At 34.7% G+C, this 23,880-nt stretch carries 21 protein-coding genes and 3 pseudogenes; 16 read left to right on the top strand and 8 right to left on the bottom strand.

Annotated features, from left to right (window positions below; all coding sequences use genetic code 11):
- Window positions 1-45 precede the first annotated feature (45 nt).
- The 8 genes from FLK20_RS18160 (at window position 46) to FLK20_RS18125 (ending at window position 7,965) form a co-directional block, all read left to right on the top strand.
- Window positions 46-525 carry an NUDIX domain-containing protein gene (locus FLK20_RS18160; RefSeq protein ID WP_194165676.1) on the top strand — a complete coding sequence of 160 codons (480 nt, stop codon included), beginning with the start codon at window positions 46-48 and terminating at the stop codon, window positions 523-525.
- Between the two features lie 121 nt (window positions 526-646).
- A complete protein-coding gene (locus tag FLK20_RS18155) occupies window positions 647-1,135 on the top strand; it encodes an NUDIX hydrolase (RefSeq protein ID WP_152658008.1) in 489 nt (162 codons plus the stop codon).
- 52 nt (window positions 1,136-1,187) lie between these two features.
- Window positions 1,188-2,132 carry a phosphotransferase enzyme family protein gene (locus FLK20_RS18150; protein ID WP_152658007.1) on the top strand — a complete coding sequence of 315 codons (945 nt, stop codon included), beginning with the start codon at window positions 1,188-1,190 and terminating at the stop codon, window positions 2,130-2,132.
- A 533-nt stretch (window positions 2,133-2,665) separates the two neighbouring features.
- Window positions 2,666-3,613 carry a LacI family DNA-binding transcriptional regulator gene (locus FLK20_RS18145; protein WP_152658006.1) on the top strand — a complete coding sequence of 316 codons (948 nt, stop codon included), beginning with the start codon at window positions 2,666-2,668 and terminating at the stop codon, window positions 3,611-3,613.
- Window positions 3,614-3,655: 42 nt separating this feature from the next.
- On the top strand, window positions 3,656-4,276 hold the full coding sequence (locus FLK20_RS18140; protein ID WP_152658005.1) for an HAD family hydrolase: 621 nt from the start codon (window positions 3,656-3,658) through the stop codon (window positions 4,274-4,276).
- Between the two features lie 329 nt (window positions 4,277-4,605).
- Window positions 4,606-5,364, top strand: a complete 759-nt coding sequence (locus FLK20_RS18135; RefSeq protein WP_227995139.1) for a MerR family transcriptional regulator — start codon at window positions 4,606-4,608, stop codon at window positions 5,362-5,364.
- A gap of 181 nt (window positions 5,365-5,545) precedes the next feature.
- On the top strand, window positions 5,546-6,310 hold the full coding sequence (locus tag FLK20_RS18130) for a class I SAM-dependent methyltransferase (protein WP_152658003.1): 765 nt from the start codon (window positions 5,546-5,548) through the stop codon (window positions 6,308-6,310).
- A 647-nt stretch (window positions 6,311-6,957) separates the two neighbouring features.
- Window positions 6,958-7,965, top strand: coding sequence for a ketoacyl-ACP synthase III (locus tag FLK20_RS18125; protein WP_152658002.1), 1,008 nt, complete (start codon window positions 6,958-6,960; stop codon window positions 7,963-7,965).
- A 130-nt stretch (window positions 7,966-8,095) separates the two neighbouring features.
- Here FLK20_RS18125 and FLK20_RS18120 read toward each other — a convergent pair whose 3' ends face one another.
- The 4 genes from FLK20_RS18120 to FLK20_RS18105 all read right to left on the bottom strand — a co-directional run bounded on the left by FLK20_RS18120 (window position 8,096) and on the right by FLK20_RS18105 (window position 11,549).
- Window positions 8,096-8,815 carry an ABC transporter permease gene (locus FLK20_RS18120; RefSeq protein ID WP_152658001.1) on the bottom strand — a complete coding sequence of 240 codons (720 nt, stop codon included), beginning with the start codon at window positions 8,813-8,815 and terminating at the stop codon, window positions 8,096-8,098.
- Window positions 8,808-9,728 (bottom strand): ABC transporter ATP-binding protein, encoded by a 921-nt coding sequence (locus FLK20_RS18115; RefSeq protein WP_152658025.1) that lies wholly within the window; start codon window positions 9,726-9,728, stop codon window positions 8,808-8,810. Before FLK20_RS18115 ends, FLK20_RS18120 begins: the two co-directional genes overlap by 8 nt.
- Window positions 9,729-9,802: 74 nt before the next feature.
- Window positions 9,803-10,846: a sensor histidine kinase gene (locus tag FLK20_RS18110; protein ID WP_152658000.1), complete on the bottom strand. Its 1,044-nt coding sequence runs from the start codon at window positions 10,844-10,846 to the stop codon at window positions 9,803-9,805.
- Window positions 10,836-11,549, bottom strand: a complete 714-nt coding sequence (locus tag FLK20_RS18105; RefSeq protein ID WP_152657999.1) for a response regulator transcription factor — start codon at window positions 11,547-11,549, stop codon at window positions 10,836-10,838. Before FLK20_RS18105 ends, FLK20_RS18110 begins: the two co-directional genes overlap by 11 nt.
- A gap of 277 nt (window positions 11,550-11,826) precedes the next feature.
- Between FLK20_RS18105 and FLK20_RS18100 the strand changes: the two are divergent.
- From FLK20_RS18100 to map, 3 genes and pseudogenes are all read left to right on the top strand, one after another.
- Window positions 11,827-12,330: pseudogene (locus FLK20_RS18100) on the top strand (histidine phosphatase family protein); the annotation flags it as partial.
- Between the two features lie 88 nt (window positions 12,331-12,418).
- Window positions 12,419-12,907, top strand: a complete 489-nt coding sequence (locus tag FLK20_RS18095) for a GNAT family N-acetyltransferase (RefSeq protein WP_152657998.1) — start codon at window positions 12,419-12,421, stop codon at window positions 12,905-12,907.
- Window positions 12,908-13,246: 339 nt separating this feature from the next.
- A complete protein-coding gene (map, locus tag FLK20_RS18090; RefSeq protein WP_152657997.1) occupies window positions 13,247-13,987 on the top strand; it encodes a type I methionyl aminopeptidase in 741 nt (246 codons plus the stop codon).
- A gap of 310 nt (window positions 13,988-14,297) precedes the next feature.
- Here the strand turns inward: map and FLK20_RS18085 are convergent, their stop codons facing one another.
- The 3 genes from FLK20_RS18085 to FLK20_RS18075 all read right to left on the bottom strand — a co-directional run bounded on the left by FLK20_RS18085 (window position 14,298) and on the right by FLK20_RS18075 (window position 16,996).
- Window positions 14,298-14,819: an HXXEE domain-containing protein gene (locus tag FLK20_RS18085; RefSeq protein WP_152657996.1), complete on the bottom strand. Its 522-nt coding sequence runs from the start codon at window positions 14,817-14,819 to the stop codon at window positions 14,298-14,300.
- A 28-nt stretch (window positions 14,820-14,847) separates the two neighbouring features.
- Window positions 14,848-15,255 (bottom strand): 2TM domain-containing protein, encoded by a 408-nt coding sequence (locus FLK20_RS18080; protein WP_152657995.1) that lies wholly within the window; start codon window positions 15,253-15,255, stop codon window positions 14,848-14,850.
- Window positions 15,256-15,742: 487 nt separating this feature from the next.
- A complete protein-coding gene (locus FLK20_RS18075; RefSeq protein WP_152657994.1) occupies window positions 15,743-16,996 on the bottom strand; it encodes an aminopeptidase in 1,254 nt (417 codons plus the stop codon).
- Window positions 16,997-17,459: 463 nt separating this feature from the next.
- Here FLK20_RS18075 and FLK20_RS18070 point away from each other — a divergent pair, with 463 nt between their 5' ends.
- Both FLK20_RS18070 and FLK20_RS18065 read left to right on the top strand, forming a co-directional pair.
- Entirely contained in the window at window positions 17,460-17,990 is a 531-nt protein-coding gene (locus FLK20_RS18070) for a GrpB family protein (protein WP_152657993.1), read from the top strand.
- 296 nt (window positions 17,991-18,286) lie between these two features.
- On the top strand, window positions 18,287-19,099 hold the full coding sequence (locus FLK20_RS18065) for an SDR family oxidoreductase (protein ID WP_152657992.1): 813 nt from the start codon (window positions 18,287-18,289) through the stop codon (window positions 19,097-19,099).
- Between the two features lie 152 nt (window positions 19,100-19,251).
- On the opposite strand, the gene FLK20_RS18060 is transcribed toward FLK20_RS18065, so the two are convergent.
- Window positions 19,252-20,133, bottom strand: coding sequence for a methyltransferase (locus tag FLK20_RS18060; protein ID WP_152657991.1), 882 nt, complete (start codon window positions 20,131-20,133; stop codon window positions 19,252-19,254).
- Window positions 20,134-20,754: 621 nt separating this feature from the next.
- On the opposite strand from FLK20_RS18060, the pseudogene FLK20_RS18055 reads away from it, so the two are divergent.
- From FLK20_RS18055 to FLK20_RS18040, 3 genes and pseudogenes are all read left to right on the top strand, one after another.
- A pseudogene (locus tag FLK20_RS18055) lies at window positions 20,755-21,368 on the top strand (MmyB family transcriptional regulator); the annotation flags it as partial.
- 99 nt (window positions 21,369-21,467) lie between these two features.
- Complete coding sequence (locus FLK20_RS18050) at window positions 21,468-22,070, top strand: hypothetical protein (protein WP_152657989.1); 603 nt, start codon at window positions 21,468-21,470, stop codon at window positions 22,068-22,070.
- Between the two features lie 1,009 nt (window positions 22,071-23,079).
- A pseudogene (locus tag FLK20_RS18040) lies at window positions 23,080-23,730 on the top strand (DUF3885 domain-containing protein).
- The last annotated feature ends 150 nt before the right edge of the window (window positions 23,731-23,880 follow it).

Below are 23,880 nucleotides of genomic sequence, written 5' to 3'. Positions count from 1 at the left end.
ATAAAAATATGGTGGGCAACAAGTGCCATCTGGAGGAAAAAAAATATGTCCTGCTTAAATCATTTTAGATTATATCGAATTGTATCTTCAATCATATTAGAAAATGAAAAAATTCTTTTAGTGCAGAACAAAGATGAATATGCAAACTATATCTGGAGCCTTCCCGATGGTCAAATTGAAGCAGGAGAAACGATGAAAGAAGCATTGTACAGAGAAGTTTGTGAAGAAACAGGATTAAATGTAACAAATTTTGAAATAGCTTATATTCACGAAAGTTTTATATCTGAACATGCTGCACATAGCTTAGTCACAGTTTGTAATGTATCAGTTAAGCATGGAGAACATCTGACAATAAATGATCCAGATAGGGAAATAGCAGATATAAAATGGGTTCCTATTAGAGAAATCGAGAATTATATAAAAAATACTGCTGTAGTGAAGCCACTGTTAGAATGGTTGAAAGATAGATTTACCTGTATTTATAGATTGGATAAGAATTTAGTTTGGGATGATAGAAATAAATGAATTAACTTGTTTGGAAGAAGGTTTAGATTTAATTATTGATTAACAGGAGTATTTAAAAATGTTTGCTTATCAATTTTATAAATGAATGAAATAATAGTTATAGCAGATATGGAGGAGAATAATGATTTATACAAATGTTAGGGCTTTCATTTTAAGAGAAACAGAACAAGGAGAGGAGATATTAGTCCAGCGTCGTGTCAGAGCGAATGAACAGCAAACCCCGATAGAACTGCCAGGAGGAAGGCTGGAGGAGTTTGAAACCCTGCAAGGGTGTTTAGAAAGGGAAATAAAAGAGGAAACAGGGCTTGAACTAGAGGAGATAATAGATTCAACGGATAGAGTGAAAACGACTACAGCTGAGGGATTCACAGTTGAGTGTATGGCTCCTTATGCAGTCTACCAAACAGTAGAAGGACCAGTAGATTCATTCGGAGTATATTTTAAATGTAAAGCAGCTGGTAAGCTTCTTGAAAAAGGAGATCATACAGACAATATTAAATGGATTACAATAAATGATTTAGCGGCTTTACTTAAGGAAGATCAATTAAGCTTTGTAGATAAGGCTGGTGTTCAATTCTTTCTTAATCAGAAGAGAGTATTGGTGGATTAAAGCAAAGTTTTATAGACTTGAGATTTTTTGTAGAGAAAGGAAGCAGGAGGCGATGATAAATTCAATCATTCTGGAACAAATAAAATCATTGTACTCAGACAAAATAGAGCCTCTTGAATTACTGGGAGGCTTTCATAACAATGTATTTCTCAGCCGGAATCAGAAGATGGTTATAAAAATATTGGATTCGGAAACACATAAAAAAAGCAATTTATTAAATGAACAGGAAATAATAAATATAATGCTTCTGCATGGAATAAAAACTCCCAGCTTTATCCCTTCGAAAAACGGAGCGCTTATAGAATTAATCAAAGGGGAAGAGAAAAATCTTTATATAATGGCATATGCATACATTGATGGAGAAGTTTTGTCTCCTAATTTGAAAGAAAACCATCTTATAAAAGCATGGGGAAAGTTGCTTGGGAAAATGCATGAAATAACTAAATTAAATAGTCATAAGATGAAGCAAAATTATTTAGAGTGGAATCATGATATTAAAAATGAAGGTTTTGCTAAGGGCTACGGTAAAATAATTGAAGAGAAGTGGAAGAACTATATGGATGCGTTTTCTGCTCTCTCAAAGGATGAAAATAATTATGGAATCGTACACCATGATCTGCATAATGAAAATATTATGATTGCAAATAAGGATATGTATGTTTTAGATTTTGGTGATGTCCGCAGGAGCTGGTATATTTATGATGCTGCGATTCCAATTTTTCATTTTATGGAAAATAACAGACAGCTTGGCAGGTTAGAACAGCAACAAATCTATCAAATTTTTACCAATCTATTTTTTGAAGGTTATTCAGATGAAACAGTTTTATCCGAAAAACAATTGAATTTACTTCCCTGTTTTTTGGAATACAGGCTCTTATATTCTTATTTATTTTTTATGAATTCATTTAAAGGTAGAGATATGCGTATAAAAGTTAAAAAGCATTTGGAAAAAATGCGGTTTCGGATTGAAAATGATGTGCCTTTTATACCTGTATGATAATAAAGATTGTTTGTCAATAGCTGGATTTAAGCCGTTTTGGAAAAAAGATTGGAGCTTATAATCTTTAGCCATTGTGTAAAATGGCGAAATGCTTATAATTGAAAATCGGAAATTCAGAATATGTGCATCTCTAAAGTCAGATCAAATTCTGATTTTAGAGGTGTTTTGATGTAATGGTTATCGCAATTAATATTCCCTCTTGACTTGAAATGCATTTCATAGCTTACATTAAAAATAAGCAGTCATTCAAACAGAGGTAGGGGAAGAAAATGAAACTGCTGGAATCTGATGAGAAAATAATAGCTTGTCTTGAAGGAATGTTTGAAGCTTTTGACAGGATACAAAATGTCTATTTTGGTTTTCGGAAGAAATAGTTGGAAGGATATCTTCAGCTTTTATTGCTGGGAGTACCGTACGTATGAAGGTAAAATGGATACATGAGGGAGACTTAATTCATTTTTCACAAGTCTTTCAAAAATGAAGTGCTTGATGATTTTCTTTAATAATCTCATTCATATAGGAGTTTGGTTATGGCAAATATTCATGATATTGCAAAAGTAGCGGGAGTTTCTGTCTCTACAGTTTCCAGGGTTCTGAACAATTACAAATATGTTTCGAACGAAAAAAGAGAGGCTGTTTTAAAAGTAATGGAAGAAATGAAATATACACCTAATAAAAGTGCGATTGATTTAATTCGTGGGGAAACGAGAACAATTGGTGTTATTCTTCCATACAACAATAATCCAGCATTTGATCAATTGCTGAATGGTATTCTGAACAAAGCTTTGGAAAATGATTTTTTAATAACTCTGCTTCCTTCAAAATATGATAAAGAACAAGAATTGGAATACCTGGAAAAATTAAAAAGTAAGCTATTTGACGGTATCATTATTACATCAAGAGCAAATGATTGGGAGGAAATCATCCCTTATAGTGAGTTTGCACCAATTGTTTCTTGTGAGTATGCACAGCATCATGAAATTGGTTGTTCCTATACAGAACGGTATGCTTCTTTCTTCGATGCTTTTCAATTATTGAAAAATAAGGGACATCATATGGTTGCATTTACAACAGCCAGAATGGAAAGTAACAGTACAAAGAAAATTATAAAAGCTTATCACGAGGTTTTTGGTGATATTCCACCTGGCTATCATATTTCCAACTGTCAATGCTTAGAGGATGGATATGAAGCAGCAAATCAATTTTTGCAATTAAGAGAAAGACCGACTGCGATTTATGCAAATGGAGATGAAGTAGCCAGTGGAATATATCTATATGCAAAAGCGGAGAAATTGAGCGTCCCTGAGGATCTGGCAATTATTGGTCAGGAAAATCAGCCTGTTGGTATTGGTTTAGGACTGACGACTGTAGACCACCAGCTTACTAAAATTGGTGAGCAGGCTTGCAGTTTAACTATAAAAAAGTCAAAAGAAAAAATAAAAATCCCTTACCATATTATTGAGAGAGATTCAGTTTGAAAAGGTATCACAATAATAGATAATAATCAGGAGGAATGGTGCATGTTTACTGTGGCGATCTTTGATGTTGATGGAACAATATTAGACACTGAAGAAGCGATATTAAAATCATTGCAAAGGACACTTAAGGCAGAACTTAACCTTAATTATGAGAAGGAGGAACTGACATTTGCTTTAGGAATACCGGGAAAAGAAGCTTTAAACAGACTGCGAATACAAGATGTGGAAAAAATTCAATCTGTGTGGGCAAAAAATGTACTTTCATTTGTGAATGAAGTAAAGGTGTTTGAACAAATCGAAGCAGTGATAAAGCAGCTCACGAGCAAGCAAATTAAACTAGGAATTGTTACATCCAAAACAAGTGAAGAAATGTTCAATGAATTTGATCAATATGGTTTAAATCACTATTTTTCTAAGACTATAACGGCATCTCATACAGAAAAACATAAACCGCATCCTGATCCGCTGTTAGCCTGCATTAATCAGTTAGCTGTAGAAAAAGAAAAAGCTGTCTATATTGGTGATTCGATTTATGATTTACAATGTGCCAAAAGTGCAGGAGTAAAATTTGCACTTGCTCTATGGGGCAGTAAAACACAAGAAGGGTATGAAGAAGCGGATTATGTATTAAATCAGCCCGCCGATTGTTTGAAGTTATTTTAAAAGTAAACATTTAGAATTGTACTTTTTGAATTGGTAAAGCTAACCGGCTTAAATAATATAAGGCCCTGATAGAGGGCTAAGTTAAGAAAACACTGAAATGCAGATTGTTCAGTGTTTTTTGCTTTTGGCATGCTTTATCATTCACATTTCGGTAGGAATTTTATTTTCGTGTAACAGTATTCCAATCTATATAAACACGATAGCGCATAAAAAATTAGATAAAAATAAAATGGTAACACAGTAACCAGCCCCAAATTTCTTCTTGACATTCAAGCTGCTTTAAGGTTTATGCTTATCCTTAAGAAAGGCTACAGGGGGAGAGCAAATTGATGACAATACAGGCATTTTCAATTAAAACCGGAATACCAAAAAGTACCCTGCGCTATTTTGAGGAAAAGAACCTTCTGCAATCAGTGAGGCAGGAGGAGAGTAATTATCGGATGTACTCAGAAGATCAGGTTCCTCTTGCCAAGATGGTTGCAAGCTTAAGGACAGCGAATGTCGCTATTCGTGATATTCAGCTTTACTTAAAAGCCGATGAAAACAGACAAAAGCTGATGAAGCAGAAATGGATTCAAGCAATTAAAGAAAATCAGAAGCAGCTGGAAGTCAGTCTCCGCTATTTAGAAAGTGATTATGGAGAAGAGGAGATTTATATGTTTGAAAAACCGGCAGAGAAAGTTATTTGGTTTGAGGCAGAAGCTTCCCCGGGGCAGTTTAGTGAGGAATTTAAGTTAAGGCGCAAACAGATGGCTCAGAATCATATTCCGGTTAAGAGTACGTATTTGCGGTATATATCCGGAAACACCAAAAAAGTAAAAGCAGAAATTGGTTTTGGTATATCAACTAAAATTAATACTGGATTTATTCCAGACGCTTTTTCCGAGAAAATGAGAGGAAGCTTCTGTATTGGTCTGACTTTTAAAGATGATTTTTCAAAAATTGATACCGCTTATCGAAAATTAATGCAATATTATATGTCGCATAACTGGACTCCGGCCGGTTCTATACTGGAATGGTATCGCGGAGATCAGATGGATGCAGCAGATATTATTATACCTGTGACACACATAGGAGGGAAGCAATGACTCAAAAATGAAAGCTGCTGGTGGACGTGGTAGCATTAAAAGGAAACGCTTATGAAATCGGAATGAAACAGGGGTCTGCACTAAAGTTACATGCAAAATGGAAGCAGCAATTGGAATTATTGACGAAGCAAAATAACAGAGCACATACATTTTGCTTCTAAAATGAAGGAGGAGCAAATTTTTGAAAGAGCTATTTGAAAATAATTTTGAGAAATATGAAAATCCTGAGAAATACGATGAAATGTATAGTAAATATCAAGATGATTTACTATATTTAATGGAGAATGTAAGCGGAATGGATAAACCAATCATTGATCTTGCTTGCGGTACAGGAAGACTGACAATACCTATGGCTAAAAGAGGATTAAATATGGTCGGGGTAGATTTACATGGCGGTATGCTGAGCCGGGCAAAACAAAAAGCCGCTGCTGAACAGGTAAATATTATTTTTGAACAGCAGGATTGCACGGAGTTAGACTTAGCTTATAAATCACCATTAATTTTTATGACTGGTAATTCATTTCAACATTTTTTAACAAATGAAAGTCAAGATGCGTTATTCCAGTCGGTGAAAAAACATCTATTACCAAATGGACAATTTATATTCGATACAAGAAATCCTGATATAGATGAATTATCAGTTGACAGTGAATTTGAGGAGTCTCATGTAAATAATGAAAGCCAGACTGTGATCAAAAAGCACTGTGAAGCGTATAATCATGAAACACAAATTTTGTATTGTACAACGCACACTGAAATTATTGAAAATGATCAGTTAGTTCATACGGCAAGTGATTCCATTTCATTGCGCTATGTTTATCCCATGGAGCTGTATTGCTTATTGGACTCACATGGTTTTGAATTAATCAGCTTATATGGCTCCTGGAAGAAAGATATTTTTACAAAAGATAGTACTTCCATGATCGTTCATTGCCGATTAAAATAGGAATGGTTTGCTTTAGTTGAATGATCATTGTAAAAACAAAAAGCGTATTAGTAATTTGACTAATGCGTTTTTTGTTTTTACAGGAGTAATTCGATGATGTTTCGTAATAAATAATAGAAGAAAAATAAATATGGAAAAGGCATCAAGGATATCTCTTGACGCCATCTTATAGTGTTTAATGATGTTTTACTTATAGCCGGGATTATCTTGACAATTTATACGCTTGTCACGTGAATTGTAATCTGATTTCTGATTCGATTGTTTTATTAAAGGGAGCGGAGCCTAATAGATTATATAATAATTTATGTTATATTGAGATATCTGAATTTACAATGTGAGTCTGGTTTTTAATTCAGTTAAAAGACTTCTATAAGAGAATTTGATCTTATCTGAGTTTTGAGGGGTTAAAATGTTCATAGCACTGGAAACAGATTTTAAAAAACGAATGATAAATACTGAGATAATGTAACAGGTATAGTCTAATTAATGTTTGGTTGAGTAAAATAGAACTTTCAATTTTTAAAGGAAGTTCTATTTTGGCTGATACCAACTTAAAACAAACTTTAGAACCTTTGTTAGAAAGCTATCATATGCTATAATTAGTACCAGATAATAATACTAACTTCTAATTACGTTGGAGGGATACGATGATAGGAGCAAGAATGACTGCGATTGGCAGCTATGTACCTGAGAAAAAATTAACCAATTTTGATCTTGAAGAAATGGTTGAGACAACGAATGAGTGGATTGTTCAGAGAACAGGGATTCATGAACGCAGAATAGCGCGTTCCGATGAATTTACAAGTGATTTATGCGTAGCTGCTGTGGAAGATTTAATGGAAAGATATAATAAAACAGTGGAAGATGTCGATATGATTATTGTAGCAACCAGCACGCCAGATTTCCCTTATCCGTCCGTTGCCAGCATCATACAGAATCGCCTGGGAATCAAGCAGGCAGGGGCAATTGACTTAAGTGCAGCATGTGCAGGATTTGTTTATGGATTGCATACGGCGAATAGTTTAATTCGCTCTGGTCTTCATAAAAAAGTGCTTGTGATTGGAGCCGAAACACTTTCAAAAGTAACGGATTATACGGACAGAACCACCTGTATTTTATTCGGGGATGCTGCCAGTGCAGTGTTAGTGGAAAAAGATGAGGAATCAGAAGATTTTATTGACTTCCATTTGAGCAGTGATGGAAGCGGAGCACAGCATGTATACCAAACTAGTTTATCGAACAAGGTGAATGATGTGGAATTGATTGATACACAATATCTTGTCCAAAATGGAAGAGAAGTTTTCAAGTGGGTAGTAAGGAATGTGCCGAAAAGCATCGAACAGCTTTTGGAGAAAACAGAAACCAGTCTGGATGAAGTGGATTGGTTTATTCCACATAGTGCAAACTTGAGATTAATCGAGCCAATTTGTGAAAAAATAGGACATCCAATCGAAAAAACACTTTATAGCCTCGAGAAATTTGGCAATACTTCTGCAGCAACCATTCCTTTGGCGCTGGACCTTGGCATTCGGGAAGGAAAAGTGCAGAATGGAGATAAAGCGCTTCTGTACGGATTTGGTTCGGGTTTAGTGCAAGCAGGGCAGCTGTTAAAGATACATTTTGATGAACAAATCAACGCTCCGGCACCATTATAATTAAATATTTATTGGAAAAAGGAAGAGATTTATGTGCGAAATCCCTTCCTTTTCTCTTGTACTAAATTATGAAAGCTCACTACATATTAATTCTATTTTTCATTAGAAAAGAAGCTATTAATCAATAATATCAATGAATATCCGCCTTCTTAAAATAAACAATCATAGTGATAAATCCTATCAGCGCTGTAGCTGCAATAATAATATACGAATATTCGGGCGGATACGTAGGGGGAAGCGTATGATTAGAAATATCTCCTGCCGCTGCCCAAGGAAACAACCCCCGATGCTCTGAATTTCCCGCCATGACATTGATTAATGTGATGACAACTGTAAAAATAATAGTTGGCACATAATTTTTCATTACCAATGTTACTAAGATAATGGGGGAAGAGAGGATAAATAATAATATTCCTCCTGTACTAAATTGTTTCAACGAATCCAGCAATAAGGAGCTGTTTAATCCATCAAACTGTGTTAACAATCCCAAGAATAAAGTCAGTCCCCAGGCTATTATCGATAGCATCATGATCCACATAAACAGCATCAGCGCTTTACTGATAATAAAGCTCAGCCGTGACACAGGAATCGTTAATAAATTTTTCAATGTATTTTCCGTATATTCACGATTGAAAAGATATGTTGTCACCACGCCATATAGGGGAACTCCTATGATAAGAACAGTATACAGATTAACGTTGTAAAACAGGTCCCCAAAAGGAGTGGATGGTTCATAAATAAATGTAGCGATTACTACCACAAAAGGGGCAACAGCTGCTCCTAGTATACTTATTAGAAACATACTGGAGCGCTTGAGTTTTAAAAGTTCTGTAAATAATAAATCAGCCAATTGATCCACCCCCGACCAATTTTGTAAAATAATCTTCCAAATTATCCTCACTTACTTTTATTTTTAACACTTCAATATCATTTTCAACGAAAACCTTATTAAGCTTGCCTTGATTTCCTAAATGGGAATATACTCGAATATTCCCTTCATCATGAACTTCATAATCCGAAATACCAAAGTGGCTTTCCAGGAGCATAGCTGCTTTGTTGTCATTAGAAACTTGAAACTCTAAATACTTGCGGTTTCGCTTCCTGAGGCTTTCAAAGGCAGTTTCTTCCAGTAGCTTACCTTCATGGATAATTCCCAAATGATCTGCCAGCTGTTCGATTTCCGATAATATATGGCTCGATACAAAAATGGTTATATTTCTTTCTTTAGCCAGTGACTGGATAAGGTTTCGCATTTCCTTAATCCCAATTGGGTCTAAACCGTTGGTAGGCTCGTCTAATATTAACAGCTCCGGATAATGAAGCAGTGCTCTGGCGATGCCTAATCTCTGCTTCATCCCTAAAGAATATTTGCCGACAAGTTTTTTTGTTTCATGGTGCAAATCAACAATCTCTAAGGCTTCCTCGATTGCATTTTTCTTATGCACACCGATTATTTTTGCATTGATTAAAAGGTTTTCTCTCGCCGTAAGATTTTCATAAAATCCCGGAACTTCAACCATTGATCCAATTCTTCTTAAAATTCCTTTTTGATTCTTGAATAGATTCTCACCAAATATTTCAATTTGACCGGAAGTTGGCTTAATCAGCCCCAGTAACATTCGGATCGTCGTAGTTTTCCCGGCACCGTTTCGGCCGAGAAAACCATATATTTCTCCCTGATTCACAGTAATGTTAAGGTGATCCACCGATTTCTGCTGTCCATAAATTTTCGTCAGATTCGTAGTTTTAATAATTTCACTTATTTGAAACACCTGCTTTCAATGGAGTCTATGGTTACATTATAGAGAGCAGATTTTAATTCGGGCTTAATCATTTCTTAATTGTTTCTTAATTCAGGTATGATAAATTGTTTAGGAATAGAAAAGCCGAAGACAGTTCTTTCCCATGGAATACTTTCAACCCAAATTTTGCCGTGATGCTTTTCAACCAAAGCTTTTGCAATGGACAGACCGAGCCCGCTTCCTCCGCACAGCTGATTTCTTGACTGATCTCCACGATACATCCTTTCAAACACATGCATCACATCTTCATCAGCAATTCCCGGTCCTTGATCCCAGATCAGCAATTGATAGTCTTTAGGGGTTTCTGTAAGCTCTACCCCCAATATTTTGCCTTCTCTGCCATAATGTAAGGCGTTCCTGATTAAATTACCTATGATTCTTTTAAGACTCAGATGATCTGCGTTGATGATATACTTTTCTTCCGGAATAACCGTTTTTAATTCAATCTGCTCTGTTTTTAAATCAGGCAGAAACTCAATTAAGCATTCCCTTGTCATTTCAGCAAAGTCCAATTCTTCTTCCTTTAATGTGATTTCATCCGCGTCGATTTTTGCCATTTGGAAGAGTTCATCTAATAATTGCTTTAGACCGTTTGCTTTTCTGGATATAATGTCAATATAAGCTTTCTTTTCTGCTTCTGAAGCAGCGATATCATCTTTTAAGGCATCTATATACCCGATAATAGACGTAAGAGGTGTACGGATATCATGGGAAATTCCGGAGAGGATACCTTTTCTTGCTTTTTCTGATTTTATTGACTGAACCTGTATCTTTTCCAATTGTTCTACTAATTCGTTGATAGAAAAAACAAATTCATTTAGTTCCTTATCGTGCTTAGTCAATAATCTGGTTTTTACATTTCCATCATCAACAGCACGCCTTATCTCTTTATTCATCCGTTTTAATTGTGTAAGGTAACGAAATCTAGAAATAAAAAAAGCAGCTGATATGAAAAATAACATAATATATAAAGTCCATTTTAATATGTCTCCTGGATGGCCATTGACATCCATAATAAATATCCAATTCAAAACGACAAACTGGAGGATGATAAGGAAAATAATCTTGTCAAACTTCATCCTGTTCACCCACAAATTTATAGCCTATTCCCCACACCGTTTGAATGAATGTAGGATTAGAGGGGTCCGCTTCTATTTTCTTTCTAAGCTTTCGAATATGCACCATAACGGTATTATCATCTTCTATAAAATCACTTCCCCAGACATGACGGAATAATTGTGTTTTCGTGAAAACCTGTTCCGGCTGGGAGGCAAAAAATTTAAGAAGTTCAAATTCTTTTGCTGTCAGCGGAATTTCTTTGCCGGCAATGGTTAGTGTATAGTTTTTAAGGTTTATCGTCAGACCTTTAAAAGTTATAGATGTTTTTTCAAGCAGGTTATCACTATTCTCCCTTATAAAAGATCTTCGCAGCAAAGCCTTGACTCGGGCGACAACTTCATGGATACTGAAAGGCTTTGTAATATAATCGTCTGCACCGATTCCTAAGCCTAAAAGCTTGTCCACTTCCTGATCCTTCGCGGTAAGCATCATAATAGGGACATTTGACTTTGTACGGAGTCTTCTGCATACCTCTACGCCATCGATCTTGGGCATCATCAGATCTAAAATGACAAGATGATATGGCTTTTTATCGAATAATTGTAGGACATCTTCACCATTTACAGCTAAATCAATTTGATATTGCTCTCTATCTAAATATTTCTTTAGTAAATCTCTAATTTCTTTTTCATCATCAGCTATCAGAATTCGAATGTTCTCCATGTTTTCACCTGCTTTTTATGGTTATATGATAAATATTTCTGCTGGTTTGCAATTCATAAATGTGTTTTTTTCTTCGGTTACCTGATGTTATTTTCCAGGATTTATATACATTCTTTAGTTTAATGTTTGACGTATTTATTATATTTCTCTTGTAAAAGATCTACAAGTTTATGAACACATGCCATTAAGTGAGGTCATCTCGTATATGTTAGTATGGAGTAAATAGAGAAATTAAGGAGACTGACTTATATATACATGTTGATTCACTAAAAGAAGGGAACAAAGAACAAGAGGGTTATCGAATAAAGGCATAATAGATGCTCACCGAATAACTGACGTAAAAGAGGAAGAGCTTAATGCTTTTATTTCCAGTCCATACAAACGTTCGATACTAACTGTTCAGCCATTAGTAGATCAACTAGGGCAAAAAGTTTTGATAAGGGAAGACCTTAAGGAGATAATCTTTTCCCGTGAGGATAAGAGGATTCCTGATAATGAATTACTGCCATTATTAAAAAAGTAATTCGCTGAACCAAATTTTACTTTACCCGGAGGAGAGTCTAATACAGACTGTCAGGAAAGATCCATAAAAATCTTAAAAGAAATATTAAATACATACCGGGGACAGAAAGTAGTTATAGGCACCATGGTGCTTTAATGCACTAATGATGGGTTATTATGATAGTAAATATAACTTGGAATTTTTACTCCATACATCAAAACCAGATATATTAATGGAGAAGACTTGTTGGAAGTTAATAGAATATGGGATTTCACATAAAGCCTCCGGTTTGGCGGATAAAAATTTATACATAGTGTAAATGATTGAACAATGAATATTTAAATTAGTGACGAGGCAGGTTAGTAAAATGACTGTTGTACTTAAAAAGGTCTTAGAATCGGAAAAAATTAAATTAAGAAATCTTTATTCACTGTATCTTCATGATCTGTCAAAATTCACTTCAACGATCGATATTGGGGCGGATTGTTCCTTTGAATACGAAGACTTGGACCAGTTCTGGGAAGTGGATGGTCTATCTCCATATTTTATAAAAATGGATAATCATATCATAGGATTTATATTGCTATTGGAGCGTCCATTTTTGAAAAAGGAGAATGACTTTGGAGTAAACGATATTTTTATATTGAATAAGTACAAAGGCAAAGGGATAGGTAAGCGGGCTATTGAAAAATTATTTCAAGAGAAGAATGGAAAATATTTTGTCATTGAGCTTATTGAAAATAGACCAGCGGTTTCTTTTTGGAAAAAGCTGTACACGGAATTAAATATAGATTATGAAGAAAGACAAGAATTAATTGATGAGGAACAATGCTTGATTCAAATATTTAAAATATAATTCATTGATTGGGCACGAATCGAACAACCGAGATTAATCAAAGGGTTTGTCAAATAACACGTTTTTCCTTATTATCAGCTTCCTGGTGTGTTGCTATAAAAGGAAATGGATATAAAACAAAAAGAGAGTGGATTTTCTCCTCTCTCTTAGTTCCTTTCTATTGAAAATTCGGATGACTAACAGGTGGAGAGGGCTATAAAAATTTAGGGGTAAAGAAGATGTAATCCTGATTTCTTCTCTTTTAGTGAATTTTTTCTTGAAGAAATAGCCATTTCGTTTATACTGGAATCTAAATGCAATACGGATTATAAAATAAATTAAAAAGTGAGGATATATATAATGATTGCAAAGACAGAAGAGGATTTTAACGGATTAAAAGAAATTGGTAAAATTTGCGGGGAGATTCGAGATGAATTAGTCCAGCGTGCTAAACCAGGAATTACTACGAAAGAGCTTGATGAAATTGCAGAGGAGATGTTTGCCAAAGCAGGCGCTCAATCAGCACCAAAAGGAGAATATGATTTTCCAGGATACACATGTATCAGCGTAAATGAAGAAGTAGCGCACGGGATTCCGGGAAAGCGGGTTATTCAAGAGGGAGACCTTGTTAATATTGATGTTTCAGGCTCGAGAAATGGTTATTTCGCAGATACCGGAATTTCTATTGTAGTCGGAAAGGGCGATGAAATTTTACAGAAAATATGTGATGTGGTGAAAGAAGCATTCGACGCCGGACTTAAGAAAGCAAAACCAGGCTCGAAAAAAAGCGCGCTTGGAAAAGCGGTACACAATGTAGCAAAGCAGCATGGCTTAACGGTTATCAAAAATCTCACTGGACACGGAGTTGGACGGTCTATTCATGAGGCGCCTGATCATATTTTTAATTACTACTCACGCTGGGATGACGAAATTTTAAAAGAGGGTATGGTTATTGCCTTTGAACCTTTTATCTCTACATTGGAAGAGGAGGTTTTTCAATCCGAAGATGGCTGGACTTTTCTGACGGATGAAAGCTTTGTGGCTCAATATGAGCATACGATTATTCTGACGAAGGAAGGCCCGGTTATTACTACATTGTAAGAGGGCGAAAACTAAAAAAGGGTGCAATAATTGAATAAGAGGAAAAGCGACCAAAGATTTTGTTAATAAGGTCGTTCAGCTGATCACACGTATATTTATGAAGAAAATGAAGAATGAAATGATGGTTTTCGATTTATATATACATGTTGATTGATGTTCTGTTAAAATTTTGACGACATAAAACCCCTTGGTATAAAGGAGAAAGCCTCTTGGAAGAAGTCAGTGGAATCTTTCTATTGGCTTCTTCCTTATTATTGCCTCGAAACTTAGATTAACCTGTTATTTATTAGTTTATCTATTCAGCAGAAAATTATCTTTCTAACTGGACAGCCAATTTTTCCCCAATAATATGACTTACAATAAACAGTGGAATAAATAGTATAATAACAATCAATGAATAAATAACTGTAGTTAAGTTTAAGATTCCATGATGGTAATATTGCATATAAACGATAATATTATAAGGAATAATAAGTAATAATGTTGTCCATAGCCCTGGGACATAGCATCTTAATAATAAGGACTGAAGCGGATGAGTAAAGATATTTAAAGCAAAAATCATGTTTAAACCGAAAAATATAAAGTATTGTTCTGTGATAACTGTCACTAATATCAAAGCTGCTGCTACAATAGAAAGTATACATACTACGATAGAAAATTGAACAGAAGTCATTGTTTTGTATTTTTCTAATTCCTTAATGGCAAAAGACGGTATGCGTTCACGGGTTTTCGGATACTTTTTATGAAACCAACTTTCTATCATAATAATTTCCTCAAAATTATGAAGCATGAAGACGATTAAAAAAGACCAAATCAATGTATTTATATCCATTTAAATTCCTCCTCAAGGAATATTTTCTTTATGTCTTTTGCTTCTTAGGAAAAAGCGTATAACTGAAGCTTATCACAAAATCGATAACCACAATCAGAGACCAGAGCAGCATGATATGCATTAATGCCTCAGTTTGAGGGGAATTGTTAATATAGAAAATGATACTTATTAAGATTCCTCCACCTATTAACAGGGAGAGCAAATGCCGGTACCATGCTTCGCGTTCTTTTCTGGCGTGCTCTTTTCCATATTTTATTTTCACCGGTTTTTTACCATTTCCAAACCAGTAATTAAAATGCCCATCTGCCCATTGAATCATTCGGTGACCAAAGGCTATACTTACTCCAACATAAACCGCAGCTATTCCATGTATAGCGGTAGCAACAGTGCCATTTTTTAAATCGAATACTGTTACAATCAGTAATACGAGGTCCACAAGCGGTGTACAGAGAGTTAATATTTTTCTCTAGTAGGAGTTCATGCTGTGAAAACTGTGTAGCTTTAGTGGTTTATTACATAAATACGATTTCATATGAGCGAAAAGCTATAGTAGAAAAACAAACATAGAAGGCATAGTGGCCAAATCGTCAGCAGTCCTTAGCAACCAATATTGGACAGCATAAGGACTGAAGAATTTACAGTATAGATAGCAAAAAAACGTTGAATTTAAGTTTCACCAATATGGCGGTGCGAGAGAGACGGTTCGTTACCGCCTCCTATTCGATTCTATATAGTAACGTTTACTATCATCCTGCTCATTTTTTTACATATATCCCAGTCCGAAAAGTAGAGTATGCCATCTTCCTAAATTTGTTCTTTGCAATTAAGTTAATGACAATTGCTGCTATAAGGAATTTAACTTGAATGGAACTAAGCATAAGGTATCAGAAATCCTTTTCCTCCGTTTTTTAGAAGTAGCTAAATCAACATTGAAAATCCCCATCCTCCATTAGCAGAACTTCGCTTCCATTTTCTTTAATACCCACTACTTTCATATCTTCAGTACCAAAGGTCACATTGACTAACAGGAGTGAAGTATTAAGACCTGCTTCCTTCAACTCTTCCTCCGATAGGTTGCTGCTATTTTGAAGGGTAGAAGGGGAGGCATTTCCGATTCCAATATGACAGGTTGTATTTTCATCAAACAAAGTGTTGTAAAAGAGCGTATCTGCATGAGAAAGAGGAGAATTGTTAGAGACCAAGGCAATTTCACCTAGATAACATGAACCTCCATCTGTTTCGATAAGACTTTGTAACACTTCCTGCCCAGTAGCGGCATAATAGTCAGTAATTCGTCCATCTTTAAAGATTAGGTAGAAATCATCGATGACGCTTCCGCTATAGATAAGTGGTTTAGTGGCTACTAGTTTGCCATTTACTTTATTTTTATGAGGAGCAGAAAATATTTCTTCTGTAGGAATGTTCGGAAAGAACGGTATTCCCTTTTTGTCTGTAACAGCCCCGCCGATATAGAGGTGATTTTTAGGCATGCCAACAAATAAATCAGTTCCTAGGCTATTCGTAAAATGCAGTGTTTTAAACTGGCTGTCGTTTAGGATTTTTTTCCGTGACTCGAAGGCGCTGTCATGATTTTCCCAGTCTTTTATAGGGTTCTTTCCATCTGCCCGAGCTCCTTGTAGGATTAATTGCCATAATGATTGCAGCGCTTCTTCTTTACTTAAGTGGGGAAATACCTTCGTTGCCCAGACAACATTCGGGACAGCCAGAAGACACCAGCGTACCTCGTAGGACCTAGTCTTTGCATAATGAGCCTTTAACTTTGTGCGATAGGCTTTTTGGAAGCGGCTCATTCGTTCTGGGGAAATATCTTTAAAAATATCTGGTTTTTCAGAAATAACATGAATATAAGCAGCACCCGCCTCGTCCCATTCTTTAAAGCGGGCAGCTTGCCAGTCGGGAAAGTGATCGATGGCATCATCTGCTGCATGTAAATAAAATTCTTTGGCAGACTGTTCATCTGCCCAATCGATAACCACATTTGAAGCTCCCGCATCATAAGCAGCTGTCTGGATTAGACGTGCAAATGTAGCATTTTCTATGTCACTATGGATAATCACTAATTGATTCTTTTGCACATTTACACCCGTCCGTACAGCGAGCTCTGCATACTTTTTCAATTGTTCTTCATTAAAAAGCTCATATTTCCCTCGAACCATCGTACATGCAACTCCTACCTTTTTTATTCCATGATACCACGATACTATTAGGAAAGCAGAATTTTTGAATGAAGGATGGGGCAGGGAGCCTCGAAGAAATTAATTCTTAAATAACTTTATTACGTTCTAGTTTTAATTAATTGTTATTGGTATAAGAAAAAACAAGCTGAAATTAAACTGGCAGGGGTAATGGCTAGCAGTTTTATTAGATAGCATACTACAAAAGAGTTTGATTCCCAAAAATCTACCTATATAGAGGGAGGCGACCATTTAAACGAAGCTTGCAGAAATCCTGATTATTGAATACTTACAATTGATCACTATAACATGAAGAACCCATTCCATTATCCCTCAAATATCTTACTGCTTTACTAAACATTCATATTGTGTTTTAAGAAAAAATTCAATTTTATGGTAAAATGAAAAATAATAATTTTATGACAAAATATGAGAGGTGAAAGCCATGGAATTAGGTCTAAAGAGAGACGAAGTAAGACTAGTGGATTATACACCTGAATGGAACGAAGAATTTATTAGAGTGAAAAAAGAGTTAGTGGAAAACACAAATCTTGGTGAAAATCGTATTCAGCATATTGGCAGTACAGCAATTAAAGGGATGTCAGCAAAACCAATCATAGATATATTAGCAGGTGTTGATGATTTGAGTAAGGTAGATAAATCCTTATTTAAAGATTTTACTAGAGCGGGTTTCCTGAGATTGAAAGTTGAGAGACCGGGAGAAATTGTGTTAGCAAAATTTACTGATGATACCTATGAAGTAAAAACTCATTATATCCACTTGGTTGAATATCAAAAGGAGCTGTGGAACAACCTGATTTTCTTTAAGGATTATTTAAATTTAGATGAAACAGCAAGAAAACAGTATTTAAAAATAAAGTTGAAATATCTAAAAAAGTCTTCCACAGGAGTCAAGGAATATACTGATTTCAAGGAGGAATTTGTTAAAGATATTTTTAAAAAGAGAACCGGTTAAACTTTAATTGATATGCGCCATTTGTGATTTATTATTTCTTTGTCTACTATAAAGGGAGTATATCATTTTAAATCAAGAGTTTTCCTTTGGAACTTGAGAAAAGTAGAATCAAAGTAGAAGGACGCTTGAAATAGAAATAATAATTTTTAAGTAATGTATATGTGGAGTCAGCTTACTTTTACTCTTTAAGCCCACATTGTATGCTAAAATAAATGTATGTAAAACGTTTTCGAAGTTAGGTAAATTTATAAGCACTTCAAATCCTTTATAAGCTATATTTTGGAGGGGAGAAAGTTATGAGCGAACTGACAAGGGAGCAATATCCTTTAAAAAGAAGAAAATTCTTGATTACGGGGGTTAGCAGAAGATCTGGCATAGGATACGCTATTGCCAGGAAAGCAGCTGCTCTTGGAGCTTCTGTTATTATTCATCATCATCAAGCGCATGATCAAGAACAAGAATGGGGAGCTGATGATCTAGAAGCTGTGATAGAGGGAATTAAAGCAGAGCTTGTAGAAGACGCAACATTTCATGAGTTTAAAGGAAACTTTATGGATGTTTCTGCTCCTGAAGAATTGTTCAAAGAAATAAATAAACATTGTGGGTACATAGATGGTTTAGTTTGTAATCATGCCTTGAGTGGTTCAGATGGTTTTTTAGAAGAGTTAACAGCAGAGATGATTGACAAACACTATATTATAAATACGCGTTCTTCTTTGTTACTTACCCAATCATTTATGAAACAACACTCACCAGACAAAACTATGGGCAAGGTTATTTTTATGACCTCTGGACAACAACAAGGTCCTATGCCTGGAGAAGTAGCTTATGCTTCTTCAAAAGGTGGGTTAGCAGAAATCGTCCTTACTTTATCTGATGAACTAGCAGATAAAAATATTACAATCAACGCAGTGAATCCAGGCCCTGTAGATACGGGTTATTTAACAGAAAATACATGGAAAGAGATAAGAAGTAAATTTCCATTTAATCGTTTCGGTACCCCCAATGATACGGCTAATCTCATAGGTTGGCTATTAACTGATGAAGCTTCCTGGATCACAGGGCAAGTGATTAATTCAGAAGGAGGATTTGCGCGGTGGAGATCTTAAAGAGGAGTAGCTAAGCTTAAAGTTTTTATAGATTATATAACAATATTAATATAATATTCTAAGCAGTTACTCAAAAAATAAAGACCATCAATTTGATGATCCTTATTTTTTGCAACTGTTTATTAAATAAGAACTAAAGATGTTTCGTTTCATTACGATTTTTTAATCTCTCCAAAAGTAATTTTCATACTGGGAGCGTATATTAAAGAGGAATGCATGTTAAATACCTGTGAAAATAATAATTCGGCCTCAAATTGTTTCTGTGCTTCCTTAACTGTGCCTCCTCGTTTTTGCATACTTTCAATAAACTGATCTTTATGAACAGGTTCTCCACCTACTCCATCTTCTTTAAGCGAATGAAATAATTTTTGTTTATCTTGTTGATTCATATCAGGATGGAGGAAATTGACCTTATCACTAACTCGACATTCAATATTTTTCACGTCCAATTCAGATAGATATTGAGGCACTTTTGCTCCAACATTTCCATTTTTACCAGTTTTGTTTGCACTATCTTCAAATAATCTCTGTAGAATACCAAGAGGAACAAGCTGTGATTGCTCATATCCTTCAAGCTCATATGATGACATACCTGAAATCCAATGTGGTTCAAAACAAATAATTCTTCCGTTGTTAACAATAGAATCTATCATTGTTTGAAGCATTCTTTTGGTTTCAGACATGTGTAATAAAAAAGCATGACAAACAGCAATGTCGTACTCTCTCTTTAATTCTATCTCATTTGTATCTGCTACAAAGAATTCCGTTTCATATGGAAGATGATGAAAATACTCTATCGCCTTATTAATCAGTTGTTGTCCCTTATCTACCCCTGTATATTTAGAACCTTTTGGTAAAAGAGGAAGTAATTTAAGCCCTAAATATCCATATCCACAACCAAAATCAATTATATGTACTGGTTTAGTAATTTTCCAAACTCTACTCACTAAAAACTCTAAATAGTCATCATTATAATACAATTCTCTTGTTCTTTTGAGGTATTCTATTTGGGTATCCCAATAATAATTCTCCATTTAAGTCCTCCTGCCTTTCATTTTTATTGGGGGAAATCTACCATCTCTTTTCTCACTAATTCATTCTATTGGTTGAACAAATTCTTAGATTTTTATTGAATAAAAATCCCTCAATATGCAACGACTTCATATTCTAATAATACATTAGCGTTAATAACCATACTACCCAGACCTACATATAAATACAAATATATTAAAAGGGTTATTTTTCTCTTATTAGAAGCATGACATGGAAAATAACGATAACTGAGCATTTGAAAATGGATAAAGGATTTACCGATGAAAACCAGGTTTGATTTGATGATCATTCAAAAAAAGGAGAGGAACTTCGTATAGAGAAATTATGTACGAAAATCCTCCCTAAATATTTTTTAAAGTCATGCATATTTCTTCAGCAGGATGGTAGCATTATGCCCGCCAAAGCCAAATGAATTGGATAAACCAATATTTATTTTCTGCTTTCTCATTCCTTCAGAAATAATACCAGCACCAGTAATGACTACTCTGTTTATAAGAATTCCTCCTTACTGTATCTGCACCTTATTTTACTGCAACTTTATCCCATTACAAGTTGGAATTTATCATAGTATAATTAATACTATGTAAGAGGAGGCAGAACTAATGGAAAAAGAAACAAGGCTTTTAGAGCTAGCCAATTTCTTAAAGAGTAAGAGAGCCAAGCTTCATCCGCAGATGGTTGACCTGCCGGCAGGAAATAGAAGAAGAACTCCCGGATTACGAAGGTAGCACAAATAGCCGGAGTAAGTACCACATAGTATACTTGGCTTGAACAGGGAAGGGATACTAAGGTATCTGGTTCTGTGTTAGATGCTGTTGCAAATGCTTTAAGATTAAATAAAGATGAAAAGCAATATTTGTATGCACTTGCTTCCGGGGAAAGAGCAGCAGAAGATTCATCAACTATGAATAAAGCAGGGGATTCTTTAATGACTCCTTCTCTAAATAGAATTTTTCAGGAGCTTCAGCATTGCCCGACTATTATTTCAGATAAATACTACCGAATTGTCGGCTGGAATAAAGCAGCAGCAATGGTTTTTATTGATTTTGAGAAAATACCTGAAGAAGATCGGAATATTATCTTTTTATTATTTTCCAGAAAAGAATTTAAAAGTCTGGCTGTAAACTGGGAGCATTTTGTAAAAGGGTATCTTTCTATCTTTAGATCTTATTATGGTCAATATGTTGTTGATGAATGGTATAAACAATTTATTGAATAAATATAATGATGGATAAGTTATCTTCATTTTGTATTGAAAAATATCCAAATAAAATATGAAAGATTTTTTCAAATTTAAAGGGCGATGGAGGAAAAAATGAAAAGAATATTTATGATGTTAATAATGGGACTGTCGGCATTAGCTTTAGTTGCTTGCAGCCAAAATGATACGGACGCAAACACTATTTCTGCTGGTGAATTAACAGAGAGAGAAGACGCCATACTTTCAACTATTTCAGATAAATCATTTGTATTTGATTTCAATATAGATAGTGAATATAAAGAAATAGCTGTATGGATTGAAAAATATGAATCAGGTAATTTGGTAGACGATAGATTAGGACATATGACAACACAGGTTGAGCAAAGTGGTTCAATTATTTTTACACTTTTAGAAAACGGTAGTGAAAACAATAATATCTTTAATATTGGAGTTGGTACGAATGAGAGCGTGACTTCAATAAATGGTTCGGATACAAATTTAAATGACTTAGAGAATATGGCGAGTGTATGGGGAAATATTCCGGAAAAGGGAGCTTTAGATAATGGGAAAGTAGTATTAGCAAATATTGGTTATTCTCTTGATGAAAATGGTATCCGTTCACTCACAACAGATTTTTATGAAGATACTGCGGGCCATATGAATGAGCTTGAAGAATATGATGTTACCTATTTACTTAAAGCTGAATTTATCAAGTAAACGCTAGTGAAAAAATAATTGCATGTTGTTCCACGTATTTTGCTGCTATTCGTACTGTATCCTTATAGCCGTTGGGCACCTTGAATAACGGCTATTTCTTCTTCAGAAACTATTTTATGCGATAAGGACACCTCTTTCGTAGTTTGTTTGTATAGTAACTTCATACTACAAGAAAGGTGTCTTTTTAGCATGTTTCTATTGGATATTACTGATTAATCAACACTCGTGATAAATATTAATTCATTGACAGAAAAACGGGAGAAAATATACTATACGATACAGCATATCAGATGGATTCTAACTTATAAATCCTGCTTTATATTTATAAGCAATTATAATAAAATGGAAGCTAAACAAAGATGTTCTTGTCAAATTTCAATCTGTAGCCGGGAGGAATTTAATTATCTTTCAAAAGGAAATTAGGGAATTCAGGTATCAGATTATTTGTGCCTTAAAACCAAGCTTCACTTAATTTTTTGATTCCTTCGTCAATTTCTTCCTCAGTTAATCCACTGAATCCAAGCATTAAAAGTGGAAACCGTATTTGGTTGTGATTCACCCAATATTTGAAGGTTGGATATACTTTAACCTGTTCTTTTTTTGCTACTTCAATTAAATTTTCTTCGATGGGGCGACTTTTATTTTTTTTGACTGGTGGACAAATGAAAATGAGCTAAAACATCATGTATATGCAGCCGCACATGAAAAACCTAATGAATTTGAATATGTAACCCCCAGGGCTGATTGCTTGTTGTTGGGATTTGAAAATTCTTAGCTATGAAAGAGATGCATGGATCAGTAAGGTACTAAATAATCCGTCTGGACAAACAATTTTAAACGAATATTTACATTGTTGTTTAAATGCCGATATTTAAATATCCTTTTTTATAGGAGGGGAAATATAATGCTTGGATTACCAAATGGTGAGGTTTTTTAGTACCCTGGACAGAAAGTTGGTCAAAGAAATTTTTATTAGAAAAAGAGAGAATACAGGAGGAAATTGGTAAATATGACATTAGATAAATATATGGAAGTAAAGTTTCCCAACTTAGAACTTAGGCCGCCTCTTTTTTATAATTGGGATGTAAGTATTCGTTTTGAATTAGGTGTGGATTATGATTCAAATAAAATTGATGAAAACCATTCATATTTAGATGAAGTTTATAAAAGAGCTATTACCTAATTTAAGTCCATTCACCTACCAAGCAATGATGTCTATATTGTGTTGGATGTAAATAACTTTGGAGAGCACACAGCTTTCAAGAGTAAATTAAATATCTTCTCTAAGTATATAAAAGAGAAGGCAGTCCTGTCTAAATTACAACTACATACAATTCCTTATATTTTTCCAGAAGATGATGAGAGTGGAATATATAGAACATATAGATTTATTTTGAAATGCAAAACATCTGACTTTAAATATATCCCTATGCTCACAGCAATCTGCAATCAAGATATGGGAGTAAGACCAAGTGTATTTCATAGAGTATATTTTATTAATGTTAACAAGAACACTATATTTCACATTTATGATGATAGAGGCTGCGATTTGCTGGCTGCCTCGCCCGATACAATACAAGATTTTTATAAAAACTATAATGAGTGGATATTAGATTTTGACCGGGATGAGATTGATAATATTTTCAAAGGAAAACATTAACCTGATAGAAATGATAGGCTGAAATGAAAGAAGCGGCCTTCAATGCTGGAACAGAAGAAAATATTTTGTTGCAGGAGTGAATTTATTTTGCTAATTACGATGTGTTTAACTGACTGATGCGTTTCTATAAGGGTGTAAGAGTACATATTT

Origin of the sequence: Oceanobacillus sp. CFH 90083 (assembly GCF_009389585.1) — a bacterium.
Classification (GTDB): domain Bacteria; phylum Bacillota; class Bacilli; order Bacillales; family Amphibacillaceae; genus Oceanobacillus.
The sequence above is the reverse complement of the archived record's forward strand: the minus strand, read 5'-3'. Positions and strand labels throughout refer to the sequence as shown.